General features: G+C 71.4%; 12 protein-coding genes. 4 read left to right on the top strand and 8 right to left on the bottom strand.

Annotation, left to right across the window (positions count from 1 at the left end; translation table 11 throughout):
- The first annotated feature begins 133 nt into the window (after positions 1-133).
- Positions 134-517 carry a Co2+/Mg2+ efflux protein ApaG gene (gene apaG / locus WMF28_RS21980; RefSeq protein ID WP_437604294.1) on the top strand — a complete coding sequence of 128 codons (384 nt, stop codon included), beginning with the start codon at positions 134-136 and terminating at the stop codon, positions 515-517.
- Positions 518-599: 82 nt separating this feature from the next.
- Here apaG and clpA read toward each other — a convergent pair whose 3' ends face one another.
- From clpA to WMF28_RS21965, 3 genes are all read right to left on the bottom strand, one after another.
- Positions 600-2,915, bottom strand: a complete 2,316-nt coding sequence (clpA, locus tag WMF28_RS21975; RefSeq protein WP_437595202.1) for an ATP-dependent Clp protease ATP-binding subunit ClpA — start codon at positions 2,913-2,915, stop codon at positions 600-602.
- Entirely contained in the window at positions 2,912-3,235 is a 324-nt protein-coding gene (gene clpS, locus WMF28_RS21970) for an ATP-dependent Clp protease adapter ClpS (RefSeq protein WP_437494666.1), read from the bottom strand. Before clpS ends, clpA begins: the two co-directional genes overlap by 4 nt.
- A gap of 266 nt (positions 3,236-3,501) precedes the next feature.
- A complete protein-coding gene (locus WMF28_RS21965) occupies positions 3,502-6,072 on the bottom strand; it encodes a glycogen/starch/alpha-glucan phosphorylase (protein WP_437595201.1) in 2,571 nt (856 codons plus the stop codon).
- Positions 6,073-6,254: 182 nt separating this feature from the next.
- Here WMF28_RS21965 and WMF28_RS21960 point away from each other — a divergent pair, with 182 nt between their 5' ends.
- The gene (locus WMF28_RS21960; RefSeq protein WP_437595200.1) at positions 6,255-6,770 is read left to right on the top strand and encodes a hypothetical protein; all 516 of its coding nucleotides are present in this window, start codon (positions 6,255-6,257) and stop codon (positions 6,768-6,770) included.
- 25 nt (positions 6,771-6,795) lie between these two features.
- Here WMF28_RS21960 and WMF28_RS21955 read toward each other — a convergent pair whose 3' ends face one another.
- Complete coding sequence (locus WMF28_RS21955) at positions 6,796-7,686, bottom strand: AraC family transcriptional regulator (protein ID WP_437604293.1); 891 nt, start codon at positions 7,684-7,686, stop codon at positions 6,796-6,798.
- A gap of 127 nt (positions 7,687-7,813) precedes the next feature.
- On the opposite strand from WMF28_RS21955, the gene WMF28_RS21950 reads away from it, so the two are divergent.
- Positions 7,814-8,407, top strand: a complete 594-nt coding sequence (locus WMF28_RS21950; protein ID WP_437595199.1) for an ATP-dependent Clp protease proteolytic subunit — start codon at positions 7,814-7,816, stop codon at positions 8,405-8,407.
- 31 nt (positions 8,408-8,438) lie between these two features.
- Here the strand turns inward: WMF28_RS21950 and WMF28_RS21945 are convergent, their stop codons facing one another.
- The 4 genes from WMF28_RS21945 to WMF28_RS21930 all read right to left on the bottom strand — a co-directional run bounded on the left by WMF28_RS21945 (position 8,439) and on the right by WMF28_RS21930 (position 12,899).
- Positions 8,439-8,753: a hypothetical protein gene (locus tag WMF28_RS21945; RefSeq protein WP_437595198.1), complete on the bottom strand. Its 315-nt coding sequence runs from the start codon at positions 8,751-8,753 to the stop codon at positions 8,439-8,441.
- Positions 8,754-8,813: 60 nt separating this feature from the next.
- Positions 8,814-10,187, bottom strand: a complete 1,374-nt coding sequence (locus WMF28_RS21940; RefSeq protein ID WP_437595197.1) for a WD40/YVTN/BNR-like repeat-containing protein — start codon at positions 10,185-10,187, stop codon at positions 8,814-8,816.
- Between the two features lie 164 nt (positions 10,188-10,351).
- Positions 10,352-12,130, bottom strand: a complete 1,779-nt coding sequence (locus WMF28_RS21935; RefSeq protein WP_437595196.1) for an RICIN domain-containing protein — start codon at positions 12,128-12,130, stop codon at positions 10,352-10,354.
- A 565-nt stretch (positions 12,131-12,695) separates the two neighbouring features.
- A complete protein-coding gene (locus WMF28_RS21930; protein ID WP_437595195.1) occupies positions 12,696-12,899 on the bottom strand; it encodes a hypothetical protein in 204 nt (67 codons plus the stop codon).
- On the opposite strand from WMF28_RS21930, the gene WMF28_RS21925 reads away from it, so the two are divergent.
- On the top strand, positions 12,885-13,982 hold the full coding sequence (locus WMF28_RS21925) for a Nif3-like dinuclear metal center hexameric protein (protein WP_437595194.1): 1,098 nt from the start codon (positions 12,885-12,887) through the stop codon (positions 13,980-13,982). The two genes, WMF28_RS21930 and WMF28_RS21925, sit on opposite strands and share 15 nt — an antisense overlap.
- Positions 13,983-14,021 lie beyond the last annotated feature (39 nt).

Below are 14,021 nucleotides of genomic sequence, written 5' to 3'. Positions count from 1 at the left end.
GGTTCGACGAAACCTGAGGATGAGGCCGGAGGCTGTCAACGCCGCCGCTCGGGGAGCCCGACCGCCTCTGTCCCGGCGCGCTCCGCGCGGCCGGACCCTTGTGCGCGCGGCGCAGCGGTGGCAGTGCGTGGTTGTGTCGACAGCCATCACGCAGGGCATCCGGGTTACCGTCTCGACGGTGTACGTCCCCACGCAGTCATCCCCGACGGAGCATCGCTACGTCTTTGCCTACACCGTGCGGATCGCGAACGAAGGCACCGAGCCTGCCCAGCTGAGGACGCGGCACTGGATCATCACGCACGGCAGCGGGAAGGTGGAGGAGGTGCGCGGCCCCGGGGTGGTTGGCCAGCAGCCCTCGCTCAAGCCTGGCGAGCACTTCGAGTACACGAGCGGCTGTGTGCTCGAGACCCCTCGCGGCACGATGCGCGGCACCTACCAGATGCACCGCGCTGACGGCCGCGCCTTCGACGCCGAGATCGCGCCCTTCACCCTCGCGATGCCGCACTCGCTGAACTGACCCTCGCCAGCTGGGAAGAGCCAGCGGGGAGGGGGCCCGCGCGCACGGGCACCCCCTCCCCGCTGGCTCCGTCGCCTCCGAGCTACCCGACGGCCTCCGGCTCCACCGCCGCCGCGTTCGCCCTCGGCGTCTCGGCGTCCCCCCCGTTCGCCGCCGTGAACTTGAACGTGAAGTCGTCCCCCTCGAAGTCGACCGTCACGTTCCCCCCGTTCTCGAGGGCCCCGAAGAGCAGCTCATCCCCGAGCCGGCGCTTGATCTCGTTCTCGATGACGCGCCCGAGCGGCCGCGCCCCGTTCGCCGGATCGTACCCGCGCGTCGCCAGCGCGGCCCGCGCCCGCTCGGTCACCTCGACGGTGACCGACCTGTCCGCGAGCATCGCCGCGAGCTCGCCGATGAACTTGTCGACGATGCTCCCCATCACCGACGGATCGAGCGGCCGGAACATGATGCGCGCGTCCAGCCGGTTCCTGAACTCCGGGCTGAACGTGTTCTTGTAGGCCTTGTCGTCGTCGCCCGCCGTGCCCCGCTCGCCGAAGCCGACCCGCGACTGTGCCAGCTCCCGCGCGCCCACGTTGCTCGTCATGATCAGCGCCATGTGGCGGAAGTCGCTCTTCTTGCCGTTGTTGTCGGTCAGCGTGCCGTGGTCCATCACCTGGAGCAGGACCTGGAACACGTCCGGGTGCGCCTTCTCGATCTCGTCGAGCAGGAGCACCGCGTGCGGCGTCTTCGCCGCCGCCTCCGTCAGCAGGCCGCCGCGATCGAACCCGACGTAGCCGGGCGGCGCGCCGATGAGCCGGGAGACGGTGTGGCGCTCCTGGTACTCGCTCATGTCGAAGCGCAGGAAGCCGATGCCGAGCGCCTTGGCGAGCTGCTTCGCGAGCTCGGTCTTGCCGACGCCGGTCGGGCCCGAGAACAGGAACGAGCCGATCGGCTTCTCCGGCGCGCGCAGCCCCGCGCGCGACAGCTTGATCGCGGACGCGAGCTGCTTCACCGCCTCGTCCTGGCCGAAGATCACCGAGCGCAGCGACCCCTCGAGATCCTTGAGCTGCGCCTTGTCCGAGGTCGACACCTGGCGCGGCGGGATCTGCGCCATCTTCGCGATGACGAGCTCGATGTCCGCGGTCTCCACCGTGTACCCGTCGCCGTGGCGCAGGCGCGCCGCGGCGCCCGCCTCGTCGAGCAGATCGATCGCCTTGTCGGGCAGCCGGCGATCCTGGAGGTAGCGCGCCGACAGCTTGGCCGCGGCCTCGATCGCGTCGGGCGTGTACGTGACCTTGTGGAACTCCTCGTAGCGCTTCTGGAGGCCCTTCAGGATCTGCGTCGTGTCGTCGACCGAGGGCTCGGGCACCTCGATGCGCTGGAAGCGCCGCGCGAGCGCGCTGTCGCGCTCGAGGTGGCCGCGGTACTCCTGGAACGTGGTCGCGCCGATGCAGCGCAGGCGGCCCGACGTCAGCGCGGGCTTGAGCAGGTTCGAGGCGTCCATCGTCCCGCCGCTCGCGGCGCCCGCGCCGATGATCGTGTGGATCTCGTCGATGAACAGGACCGAGCCCGGCTGCTTCTCCAGCGCGCGCAGCACCGCCTTGAGGCGGTTCTCGAAGTCGCCGCGGTACTTCGTGCCGGCGAGGAGGGCGCCCATGTCGAGCGCGTAGACGGTCGCGTCCTTGAGCGGCGCGGGCACCTCCTTCTTCTCGATCCGCTGCGCGAGCCCCTCCACGATCGCCGTCTTGCCGACGCCGGCGTCGCCGATGAGGAGGGGGTTGTTCTTGCGCCGCCGCGCGAGCACCTGGATCGTGCGGGAGACCTCGTTCTCGCGGCCGACCAGCGGATCGATGCGCCCCTCGGCCGCCTCCTTGTTGAGGTTCATCGTGAACGCGGCGAGCGGGTCCTTGATCGACTGCCCGTTGCCGGGCTCGCCGCTCTCCTCCGACGCCTCCTCGCGGAGGCTGTCGTCCTGGCCGGTCTTCGAGATGCCGTGCGCGATGTAGTTCACGACGTCGAAGCGGCTGATGCCCTGCTCGCCGAGGAGGGTCACGGCCTGGCAGTCGCGCTCGGCGAACATCGCGACGAGCACGTTCGCCCCCTTGAGCTCCTTCTTGCCCGAGGACTGCACGTGCATCGCGGCGCGGCCGACGACGCGCTGGAACCCGAGCGAGAGCGTCGGGCTCGTGTCCGCGTCGTCCGGCAGCGCCTCGATCTCCTCGTCGAGGAAGCGCTCCAGCTTCTTCTTGAGCAGCGGGGTGTCGCCCCCCGCGTGCCGGAGCACCTCGGCCGTCTCCTCGTCGAAGAGCAGCGCGTAGAGCAGGTGCTCGATGGTCACGAACTCGTGCCGGCGGCGCGAGGCCTCCCGGGTGGCGAGCGAAAAGGCGATCTCAACTTCGGGGCTGATGCGCATGGTCATTCCGGCTCGGCGGTCAACCGAAGGGGCATTCCGTGCTCCTTGGCGAAGTCCTGGACTTGGGCGACCTTGGTCTCCGCGACATCCTTTGTGTACACGCCCGCGATCCCGTGGCCGCGGTGGTGCACGCTCAGCATGATGTGCGTGGCCTCCGTCTCGGTGCGGTGGAAGAACTTCATCAAGACAAGCACGACGAACTCCATCGTCGTGTAGTCGTCGTTGTGGAACACGACCTTGTAGCGGCGGGCCTTCTCGACCTTCCGTTCCCGCTCCGTCGCGAGGTCGCCCTGCTTGTCTTCTCTTTCCTCAGGATCGTTCGGCATAAATCCGTCGGGAAGGATAGCAAGCCCCCCGCCTCCGCGAGCGGCCGACAAAGGAGGCTCCCGCTCCGGGAAGCATGCTCCGCCGGAACGTGTTCCGCCACGCGCGGCCCTGGATTTTCCGTCCGCCGTGGCGTTCTGGTCAGAGGCCGCTCAGGGGCCGCGTTGAAGGCTTGTCGGGTCCGCCCGGAGGCGCCGCCGGGGCCGCCCGGCAGGGGCGCCGTCCCCTGGCGCGCGGGCGCGCGCCAGGGGACGGCGGGGTCATGCGGTCACAGCAGCGACGGGGTGGTGCCGAGGTCGACGTCGACGGGCGTGAGGCCCCAGATGTCGCGCGCGTACTCGCGCACCGTGCGGTCGGAGGAGAACTCGCCCACGCGGGCGATGTTGAGCGTGGACTTGCGCAGCCAGCTCTTCCGGTCGTTGTAGGCCGCGTCCACCTCGCGCTGGCAGGCGGAGTAGGCCTTGAAGTCGGCGAGCATCATGTACTCGTCCCGGCCGAGCAGCCGGTCGAGCAGGGGCTGGAAGAGCTCCCGGTACTCCGGGGAGAAGAAGCCGGACGAGATGAGGTCGATCACCTCGCGGAGCTCCGGGTCGGCCGCGACGGCGTCGCGCCCCTCGAAGTGCGCGTGGCGGCGGGCGATCACCTCGTCGGCGGTCAGGCCGAACAGGAAGAAATTCTCCGGCCCCACCGCGTCGCGGATCTCGATGTTGGCGCCGTCGAGCGTGCCGACGGTGAGCGCGCCGTTCAGCGCGAGCTTCATGTTGCCGGTGCCCGACGCCTCCATGCCCGCGGTCGAGATCTGCTCGGAGACGTCGGCGGCCGGGATGATGTGCTCGGCCAGCGAGACGCGGTAGTTCGGCATGAACACGACCCGCAGCCCGGTGTGACGCCGGTCGCCGTTCACGACGTAGGCGACGGCGTGGATGAACTTGATGATGAGCTTCGCCTGCCGGTAGCCGGGGGCCGCCTTGGCGCCGAAGATGAAGGTCCGCGGCGTCACCTGCTCGCCGCGCTTCTGGCGCAGGTAGAGCGCGACGATGTGGAGCGCGTTGAGCAGCTGGCGCTTGTACTCGTGGAGGCGCTTGATCTGGACGTCGAAGAGCGAGGCGGGGTCGACGTGGATGTCGAGCTCATGGCCGATGATCTTCGCGAGCGCCTCCTTGTTCTCGCGCTTCACCCGGGCGATCCGCTCGATGAACTCGGGATCGCCGAGGTGGCCCTCGAGCTCGCGCAGCCGCTCGAACTCGGTCACCCAGCGCGGGCCGACCTTCTCGGTGACGAGCGCGGCGAGCGCGGGGTTGCAGGCGAGCAGCCACCGCCGGAACGTGACGCCGTTGGTCTTGTTGTTGAACCGCTCGGGCCAGAGGTCGTAGAAGTCGCGGAGCAGGTCGCGCTTGACGAGCTCGGAGTGGAGCTTGGCCACGCCGTTCACCGAGTGCGAGCCGACGACCGCGAGGTGGGCCATGCGCACGTGGCGCTCGTGCCCCTCCTCGACGAGCGACATCCTCGCCACGCGGTCGTGGTCCTGCGGGTGGGCGTCCATGACCTCGCGCAAGAACCGCCGGTTGATCTCGTAGATGATCTCGAGGTGCCGCGGCAGGAGCCGCTCGAAGAGCGCGACGGGCCAGCGCTCGAGCGCCTCGGGCAGGAGCGTGTGGTTCGTGTACCCGAAGGACGCGGTCGTCTGCTTCCACGCGTCCTCCCAGGCGAGGAGGTGGTCGTCGACGAGGACGCGCATCAGCTCGGCGATCGCGATGGCGGGGTGCGTGTCGTTCAGCTGGATCGCGTTCTTCTCGGCGAAGCGCGAGAAGTCCGGGTGGACCCGGTTGTAGCGGTTCACGATGTCGGCGATGGAGCAGGCGACGAAGAAGTACTCCTGCCGCAGGCGCAGCTCCTTGCCCTTGTCGAAGTTGTCGTTCGGGTAGAGGACCTTGGAGATGACCTCCGACTGGTTCTTCTCGTGGACGGCGTGCACGTAGTCGCCGGCGTTGAAGAGCTCGAAGTCGAACTCCTCGCCCGCGCGGGCGGACCACAGCCGGAGGGTGTTCACGGTGTTCGACTTGTAGCCCGCGATGGGCGTGTCGAAGGGGACGCCGATGACCTGCTCGGAGGGGCGCCAGATCACGCGGAAGCCGCCGCGCTTGTCGGGGACGCGCTCGGTGTAGCCGCCGAACGAGACCGGGACGGCGTGCTCGGGGCGCTCGACCTCCCAGGGGTTGCCGAAGCGGAGCCACTCGTCGGCGCGCTCGACCTGGTAGCCGTCGCGGATGACCTGCTCGAAGATGCCGAACTCGTACCGGATGCCGTACCCGTAGGTGGGCAGGCCGATGGTGGCCATGGAGTCGAGGAAGCAGGCGGCGAGCCGCCCGAGGCCGCCGTTGCCGAGCCCGGCGTCGGGCTCCTGCTCGGCGAGCTCGTCGAGGCTGAGGCCGAGCTCGCCGAGGACGGTCTTGTAGCTGTCGTAGATGTCGAGCGCCTGCAGGTTGGCGACGAGCGCTCGGCCGAGGAGGAACTCTGCGGAGAGGTAGTACCCGCGCTTGACGTCCTTCTCGTAGTAGGTGTGCTGGGTCTTGGTCCACCGGTCGACGAGGCGATCGCGCACCGAGAGGGCGAGGGCGACGTACCGGTCGAACGGCGTGGCGGAGAGGGATTCCCGGGCGCGCGAGTAGTGGAGGTGGTCAGCGAAGGCGCGGCGGAGCGCCACCGGGTGCATGCCGGTGCGGGCGTCCGGCGCCGGGCTTCCGCGGAAAAAAGCGGCGGGGACGTCTTGCTGAGGGGTGTCTCGCTGGGCGGGGGTTTCTCTCTGACGGTTGGGATCGACGTCGATCGGGTTAGCCATGGCGGCGCACTTTAGACGGATCCGGGCCGGACTGGTGGGCTGCACGACGGGCCCGGGTGAGGTTCCGTCGGGTCTTGGGGTTGCAGATCACTCCTGGTCGCCGGTGTGCTAGGAGCGCCGGCGGCCCGGCGACCTCGTGCGCCACGCGAACGTCGCCAGCCGGAGCCTCGGGAGGTCGGCGGATGGTCCACGGAGAGCGGGCTGGGCGACGCGGTGGCAGGGCGTTCGGACGCGCCGGGGGGGTCGCGCTCGCCGGGGTGCTGGGGCTGCTCTGCGCGGCGGTGGGCTGCGATGAGCGGTCCGGGGTGAAGGCGGCGAAGAAGGAGCTCGGCGAGGCGTGCGCGGACGGCGCGGAGTGCGCGTCGTCGGTGTGCGCTGCGATCGGGGGCGTCTGCTCGACGGGCTGCCGGGTCGACCGGGAGTGCGGCGCGGGGTCCGTGTGCCGTTCGCGCGACGAGGGTCCGGGCGGCGTGTGCAGCAGGCCGCAGGGCCTGGCGCTCGGCGAGGCGTGCATGACCGCGGTCGAGTGCCAGCACGGGCGGTGCCTGCACCGGACCGGCGCGCTGGATCAGCCGGGGCACTGCTCGGCGTACTGCGACAGCGCCGAGGATTGCCCGGCGGGCCTGAAGGCCTGCGAGCAGATCGCGGACAGCGCGGGGCGGAAGATGTGCCTCCCCGGAGAGGGCGCGGGGCGGTGAGCTTCCTGGCCGCCCGGCGAAGCGCTCACGCCGCCGCGCGGACGGGCGGCAGGCGGAACGCGGCGCCCTCGGAGCGGCTGCGCCGGCGGAAGGCGCCCGGCGCCTCGCCCGTGTGCCGCTTGAACGCGCGGCTGAACGCGAACTCCGAGTCGTACCCGACCTCGGCCGCGACGGCGGCCAGCGCGCCGTCGCCCTCGGCGAGCAGCTCGGCCGCCCGCTGCATGCGGAGCTCGGCGAGGTAGCGGAGCGGCGGGACGCCGAGCTCGGCCAGGAAACGCCGCGCGAGCGCGGCGCGGGAGAGGCCCGCCGCCTTCGCGAGCGCCTCGATGGTCCAGCGCTCCGCCGGCTTCTCCTGCATGAGCCGGAGCACGCGCGCGACGCGCCGATCGACGGCGCCCGCGGCGCGCCCTGCGCGCGCGCGCTCGTGGCAGTGCAGCGCGTAGGCGAGCAGCGGATCGAGGAGCGAGCGCGCCAGCCGAGCCTGCCCCGGGGAAGGATCCGCGAGCGCGGCGCGCAGCAGGCTCACGACGGCCGAGAGCCCCGGCGCGCACCGCACCTCGCCGGCGGCGAGGTGGACCACGGGCGCGAGGGAGGCGAGCGGCCCGGCGGGCGCGGCGGCGTAGGTGGCCGAGAGCAGCTCCGCCGGCGCGGGAGCGGCGCCGGGCGGCGGCGCGACGCAGCGGAGGCTCTGCTCGCAGGGCGCCGCGCCGCGCGGGCCGAACCCGAGGAGCACGAGGTCGCCAGGATCGAGCGGGAGGACGTGCTCCCCGTCCTGCGAGAGGTGAAAGGAGCCTTGCACGACGACGTGGAGGCTCGGCGGATCACCCGCGGCCCCACGAAAGAGCGCCCCAGGATGCCCATGATGCCGGGAGACCGCCACGCCGCGGGGAAGCTGCCGCTCCACGTCGTCATTCATCTCCATGCCGCAGGGTTGCCGCGCCGAGGCCGCTCGTCCAGCGCTCGTTCGCGGTCGAGACGCGCGGGCATGACTCCGCGCTTTGCGGTCATGGCGCGCGGGCGGGGGCGGCCGGAAGCTCGGGGCCATGATGCGCTTCGATGCGACGCCGAACGAAGAACAGCTGCTCCCCCGTGCGCTGCCCGAGGAGGTCCGCAGCAGCCTCCTGAGGAGCCGGACGATCCTGATCTTCGGGGAGATCACCAGCGAGCTGGCGCAGACGACGACGGCGCAGCTGCTCGCCCTCGCGAACGAGAGCGAGGAGCCGATCCGGCTCCTCATCCACTCGCCGGGAGGACACGTGGAGTCGGGGGATACGATCTACGACGTGATTCGCTTCATCCGGCCCGAGGTCAAGGTGATCGGCACCGGGTGGGTCGCCAGCGCGGGCGCGCTGATCTTCGTCGCCGCGCGGAGGGAGCACCGGTTCGCGCTCCCGAACACGCGCTTCCTGTTGCACCAGCCGCTCGGCGGCGTGCGCGGCCCGGCGTCGGACATCGAGATCGAGGCGGCCCAGATCCTGGCCGCGCGCGACCGGCTCAACCGCATCTTCGCCGAGGCGACCGGGCAGGAGCCCGCGAAGGTCGCGCAGGAGACCGAGCGCAACCTGTGGATGACGGCGCGCGAGGCCCAAGGTTACGGCCTCGTGCATCGCGTGATCGAGAGCGCGCTGGAGGTCTGACCGTTCGACCGTACCCCGGCAGCCTCGCGGCTCAGCGCTGGCAGCTGCCGAGGAGGGGCGCCCCGAGCAGATCGAGCTGCTCGACCGCGCGCTGCGGCCGGCGCGCGCGCCGGCCCGCGTCCGCCGCCGGGGTGGCGTCCCGGGAGGTCGCTCCCTGCGCGAGCTCCTCGCGGAGCGCCGTGAGCTCGCGCGCGGGCAGGGTGCTCGTGTCGGTTACGAGCCGCGCTCCATCACGGTAGCCGGTCCACACCGTGTAACCGTTCCGTGTGACCTCGATGCCGAACCTCGGGCCATAATCCATGATCTCGTAGCTGCGTCCCAGGGCGAGAAAGCTCCACTTCTTCATCGCGACCGTCTCGCCAGTGTCCGTCGAGGCGGCTGGACCGGCCAACAAACGCGGTCCCGGTCATCGCCCAGGGCAGCTCCGCCCGCGCCGCCGCGCGCGCAGGAGCAAGCCGCCGGCCGCGGCCAGGCAGCTCAGGAGCACGCCGGCGCGCCCTCCGCCCGACGCCTCGCAGGAGCAGCCGCCGCCGGCGCTCGACTCGGCTGCGCCCGCGCCCTCCGCGCTCCCGCCGGCGCTCGCCCCGCTCCCCCCCGCGCCCGCCGTGCCGCCGGGGTCCGCGCCGGCCTCGCACGAGTCCGCGGCGTCGAGGAAGCTCGCCGTCCCCGGCCAGAGCTCGGGGCAGGTCCGGCCGGTCGAGCTCTCACCCCCGCAGTCCGGCGGCGGGCCGCAGAGGCGGTCGAGCGTCAGGAGCGGCGAGAACGTCTTGCCCCCGTCCGTGGAGACGCCCGCGGTGAAGCCGTCGAGGGGCTCGTCGGCGCACGCGAAGAGGCCCTGTGGCGTCCAGGTCAGGCAGCGGACGCCGAGCTGCCCCACCTGGGTGAACTCCAGGGTCGCCGTCGGCGCGACCCACAGGCCGTCCATGTCGCTGCCGACCGCGATCCTCGTCCCGTCGGGCGAGAGGGCGAGGCCGAGGAGGCTCACCGCCTGGAACACCTCGCGCCAGGTGACGCCCCCGTCCTCCGAGACCAGCAGGGCGTCCGCGCCGTCGCCGTCGCGGCGCACATACACGACGTCGGGATCCTCCGGGTCCACCGCGCCGAGATACGGCAGGTTGCGATCGTCGCTGCCAGGGACGTCGAGCTCCTCCCAGGTCGCGCCGCGATCGTCCGAGCGCCGCACGATCCCCTGGAACGTGGGTCCGTTCCGGCGCCCGCTCACGTAGATGCGCCGCGGATCGCTCGGCGCGCTGTCCAGGGTCACGCCGAGGAACGTGCTCGGGAAATCGGCGCCGGTCTGGGTCCAGGTCCTCCCGTCGTCCTTCGACTCCCAGACCTGGGTCAAGATCGCGTCGCCGGCCATGACGCTGGAGCCGAGCAGGAGGACGCTCGCGGGGTCCGCGCGGTCGATCGACAGGTCGACGATGTTGCGCCGGGCGAGCGGGCCCTCGGCGAGCTGCCAATCGCAGCCGCGGTCGTGCGTCGCGCTCAGCCCGTCGAAGAGCCCGGCGAGGATCGAGCCGTCGCCGGTGACGACCATCATGGGATCCTCGAAGCCGCTGTAGCCGATGGCCGTCTCACAGATCCATGACCACCGCTCGCCGCCGTCGCGCGTGACGAGGGCGCCGTAGGTCGCGCGGACGACGATGTGGTCAGGATCGGCGGGATCGACGAGGATCTGGCCGGCGGAGGGGTATCGGCCGTTGGCGAGCGCGGGCGCCGCGGCGGAGAGGGCGAACCACGCCGCGGCGGCCCCGAGCCCCAGAGCGAATCGGTTCATCGAAGGGAGGTTCATCCATCCTCCTGCGCAGCGCAACGCTTCGACAGGAGGTCCCGAGGCGCGGCGCCTGGCCGGGGAGATCCGCTGTTTCCATCGGGCCGCGACCCGCCGCTCTGCTGCGCGACGGCCGGGCGGCGCCCCCGGGCCGTCGCGCCCCGGACGCGCTACTGCCGCCGGAACCGCTGGTTCGTTCCGCTGCTGCAAGTGTACTGGATGAAGCTGGCGCCGTCGGCGGTGCTGGCCCCCGAGACGTCCACGCACTTACCGCTGTTGACCGAGCGCAGCGAGACGACGCCATTGCCGCGGTCGATGAGATTCCACTTCTGGCTGTTCTTGTTGCCGTCGCAATCTGACTGCGTGATGTTCGCCCTGTTGTTCCGGCTGGACCCCCGCACGTCGAGGCACTTTCCGCTGTTCACGTTCTTCACGACCGCCGTGGTGCCGCCGATGCTCTCGATCTGCCACTGCTGGTCGCTCGCCCCGGTACACGGCCGCTGGACGACGGCGGCGCCGTTGTCCAGGCTCGCCGCGTTGACGCCCATGCATTTGCCGGAATGGAGGACCGCCAGGCTCTGGCCGGTGGAACCGGTGCCGCCGTCATCGCCGGGGTCGCCCGGGTCGCCGGGGTCGCCCGTGCCGCCGGTGCCGCCCAGGCCGGAGATCTGGATAGCTGCGCCCGTGGGCGACACCGAGAGGAGCTTCAGCGTCGCGTTCGTCCCGAAGAGCTGATGAGAGGCGCCGACCGCGAGCGGCGCGTCCCTGAAATTCCCGCCCGGGACCATGTCGAGGAGGTGCGCCCGGCCGCTCTCTCGCGCCTGCGTGAAGAACGCATGGATGAGGACGCCGCGCCCGGAGCTGTTGCGCGAGTCGATGACGTTCGTCGGCGCCGGCTGGCGGAACTCCACCTGGTACATGATGTCGTTCGGACCCTTGACGCGGAGGAGCTGGATCCCGCTGCTCGCCTCGGTCATCGGGGCGAGCGTATAGGTTCCATCGCTGGCCGCCGTCATGACCTGCGACGACGGGATCCACCCGAGGTTCGCCTTGTAGTTGGCGTTGAAGTGCTGCTTCCCGCCGTTGCCCATCGGGTCGAACGGATCGCCGTACTCGTCGAAGGTGCACTCGTTGCTCATGGTCACCGTCGCCCCTCCGCTGCGGCACGTCCGCGAGGAGGCGTGCCACAGGCCGAAGTTGTGGCCGAGCTCGTGCACGACGACCTCGGGCCAGAGGCCGGCGATCCAGGTGGCGCTGCCGGGCTGCGCGCCCATGCCGGCATACCCGCAATCCATCTTCCCCATGATCATGAAGTGCTGGTACGCGCCGAGGTCGAAGCCGGCGTTCCGCGCCGCGGCCTTCGCCTCGTTCTGCCACCGGTTGTAGTCATCGCACTTGCCGAAGGCGATGTTGAACGGGCCGGCGACGTCGTACTCGAGCTGCATCTTCCCGAACGAGGAGCCCGCCAGGTGGGTCGCCGCGCCGGCCAGGGTGTTGCGCACGTCCTGCTCCGTGCCGAGCGTCTGGCCGCCGTCGAACTGCACGCGCAGCGCCAGGACGCGCTTGGTCCCGGTCGTGACGAGCGCGCTCGTCAGCTCGCCGATCCCCTCGGCCGGCCGCATCACGTCGACGACGATTGTGCCGTCGTCGCCCTCGGTGCCGAACACGTCCACCGGTGAGCCGCTGGCCGTGCGCCAGTCGATCGACGGCTCGGCGCCGGGCGTCGCCGTCGCCGTCAGCGAGTCCAGGTCGAGGCGCACGAACACCCCGTCTTCCCGCTCCAGCATGTACCGCGCCTCGCCATTGGCGACGGCGACGGTCAGCGTTCCGGAGGCGGTGGGGTTCGGCCCCGCTTCCTCGTCACCGGCGTCGATGCTCAGACAGCCGGACGCGAACGCGCACGCTGCGGTGAGGGCAACGGTGGAGAGGTGTGACTTGAAGCGCTGCATGGGATCTTCCTTTCCTGGCTCGGTCCGATACGCCCGTCGCCCCGGGAGGTCGGAGAGCGCCGCGCCATCCCCCCGGAGGAGCCTGGGCGCGGCGCGACGGAGCGCTGCCAAGGAGAGGCCGCAAGCGCCGCCAGCCTCTCCGCTGCTGATGTAACTTGACGGCCCACCCGCTCGTCGACTGGCGCGACCGTCGCTCGCGATCGTCACGCCACATTGCCGTCAAGGCCCCCTCGCGAGTGCCTTTCCCTTCAAAGCAAATACGCGGCCACAGTCGTGCTCACGGCTTGACACGGGCAGCTCGCCTCTCTCGGTGGAACAATCACGTGAGGGCGGCCGATGATCCAACCAGATATTATGTTTGCGTGACTGGCATGGATCGCGAGAGATCCTGAATGGACATGAAAACACCACCCAGCGTCATCACGTGATCTGGCGCAGGGCGCTTGTGCTCGGTCGCTTGAGCGATCTTGGCCGGCATTCTGCGCGCTTTGTCGCGAGGGTGGCAATCCGTGGTCGAGGGTGAACGCGTGAGTCCTCCGGTGAGAGCGCCGGAGTCGGTGTGGGTCTACTGGCGCACTCGGAGCTCGACGCACGACACGGCGCCTCTACCCTCGCTCCACTCCGCTCCGCCGCCTCCTCCGCCGCCTCCTCCGTCGCCGCCGCCGCCGCCGCCGCCGCCGCCGCCGCCGCCGCCGCCGCCGCCGCCGCCGCCGCCGCCGCCGCCGCCGCCGCCGCCGCTGGTATAGATGCGCGCATGACCCTCCTCCAAGACGTCATCGCCGCGCTGGAGTCGATCGCCCCGCTCCGGTTCGCCGAGCCCTGGGACAACGTGGGCCTCCTGGCGGGCGACCCCGGGCGGCCCTCGTCGGCGGCGCTCCTCGCCATCGATTACACCCCCGAGGTCGCCCGGGAAGCGCGCGATCTCGGCTGCGATCTCGTCGTCGCCTACCATCCGCCGCTGTTCGAGGCCGTGAAGCGCGTCGTCGCGCCGAGCCCCGTCTTCGCGGCGATCCGCGACGGCATCGCGCTGTACTCGCCCCACACCGCGCTCGACGTCGCCGAGGGCGGCACCAACGACGTCCTCGCCGACGCGCTCGGGATCTCCGGGGACCGCGCGCCGCTCAGGCGGGCGCCGTCGAAAGCGTGGCAGCACAAGCTCGTCGTCTTCGTCCCGGAGGATCACGTCGACGCCGTGGCCGACGCCCTCGCCGAGGCGGGCGCGGGCCGGATCGGCCGGTACTCGCGCTGCAGCTTCCGCACGGTCGGGACGGGCACGTTCCTCGGCGAGGAAGGGACGAACCCCACCGTGGGCGAGAAGGGCCGGCTCGAGCGCGTCACCGAGGTGCGGCTGGAGATGGTCTTTCCCCGCGACCGGACCGAGGCGGTGCTGCAGGCCATGCGCGCCGCGCACCCGTACGAGGAGGTGGCGTTCGACCTCGTCGAGCTCGCCGTCGAGCCGCTGCGGGCCGGCATCGGCCGGATCGGGCCGCTCGCCGGCGCCGCGCCCGTCGGCGAGCTGCTCGGCCGCATCAAGGGGGCTCTGGGGGTCGACGCGCTGCTCGTGGCCGGCCCCGAGCAGCGCGCCGTCTCCCGCGCGGCGACGTGCGCCGGCGCGGGCGGCGCGCTCCTCGACGACGCGATCGCGCAGGGCGCCGAGCTCTACCTGACCGGCGAGCTGCGCCACCACGACGCCCTCAAGGCGGCGAGCGCGGGCGTCACCGTGGTGTGCGCGCTGCACTCGAACAGCGAGCGCGCCGCGCTGAAGCGCCTGGCCGAGCGCCTCCGCGCCGCGGTGCCGTCGCTGCGCGTCGAGCTCAGCGCGCGCGACCGGGATCCGTTCTCGATCCGCTGACGGCGCGGCGATCCGGGAAAGGGGGGACAGGACGCGGGG

It is taken from the genome of Sorangium sp. So ce590 (genome assembly GCF_051521365.1).
Taxonomy (GTDB): domain Bacteria; phylum Myxococcota_A; class Polyangia; order Polyangiales; family Polyangiaceae; genus Sorangium.
Note: the sequence above shows the minus strand (reverse complement) of the source record. Positions and strands in the feature narration are given on the sequence as shown.

What these genes read in the sequence shown, in the direction of transcription:
- clpA (WP_437595202.1), bottom strand. Translation starts at nt 2,915, where the DNA reads ATGACCATGCGCATCAGCCCCGAAGTTGAGATCGCCTTTTCGCTCGCC.
- clpS (WP_437494666.1), bottom strand. Translation starts at nt 3,235, where the DNA reads ATGCCGAACGATCCTGAGGAAAGAGAAGACAAGCAGGGCGACCTCGCG.
- WMF28_RS21965 (WP_437595201.1), bottom strand. Translation starts at nt 6,072, where the DNA reads ATGGCTAACCCGATCGACGTCGATCCCAACCGTCAGAGAGAAACCCCC.
- WMF28_RS21960 (WP_437595200.1), top strand. Translation starts at nt 6,255, where the DNA reads ATGGTCCACGGAGAGCGGGCTGGGCGACGCGGTGGCAGGGCGTTCGGA.
- WMF28_RS21955 (WP_437604293.1), bottom strand. Translation starts at nt 7,686, where the DNA reads ATGAATGACGACGTGGAGCGGCAGCTTCCCCGCGGCGTGGCGGTCTCC.
- WMF28_RS21950 (WP_437595199.1), top strand. Translation starts at nt 7,814, where the DNA reads ATGATGCGCTTCGATGCGACGCCGAACGAAGAACAGCTGCTCCCCCGT.
- WMF28_RS21945 (WP_437595198.1), bottom strand. Translation starts at nt 8,753, where the DNA reads ATGAAGAAGTGGAGCTTTCTCGCCCTGGGACGCAGCTACGAGATCATG.
- WMF28_RS21940 (WP_437595197.1), bottom strand. Translation starts at nt 10,187, where the DNA reads ATGAACCGATTCGCTCTGGGGCTCGGGGCCGCCGCGGCGTGGTTCGCC.
- WMF28_RS21935 (WP_437595196.1), bottom strand. Translation starts at nt 12,130, where the DNA reads ATGCAGCGCTTCAAGTCACACCTCTCCACCGTTGCCCTCACCGCAGCG.
- WMF28_RS21925 (WP_437595194.1), top strand. Translation starts at nt 12,885, where the DNA reads ATGACCCTCCTCCAAGACGTCATCGCCGCGCTGGAGTCGATCGCCCCG.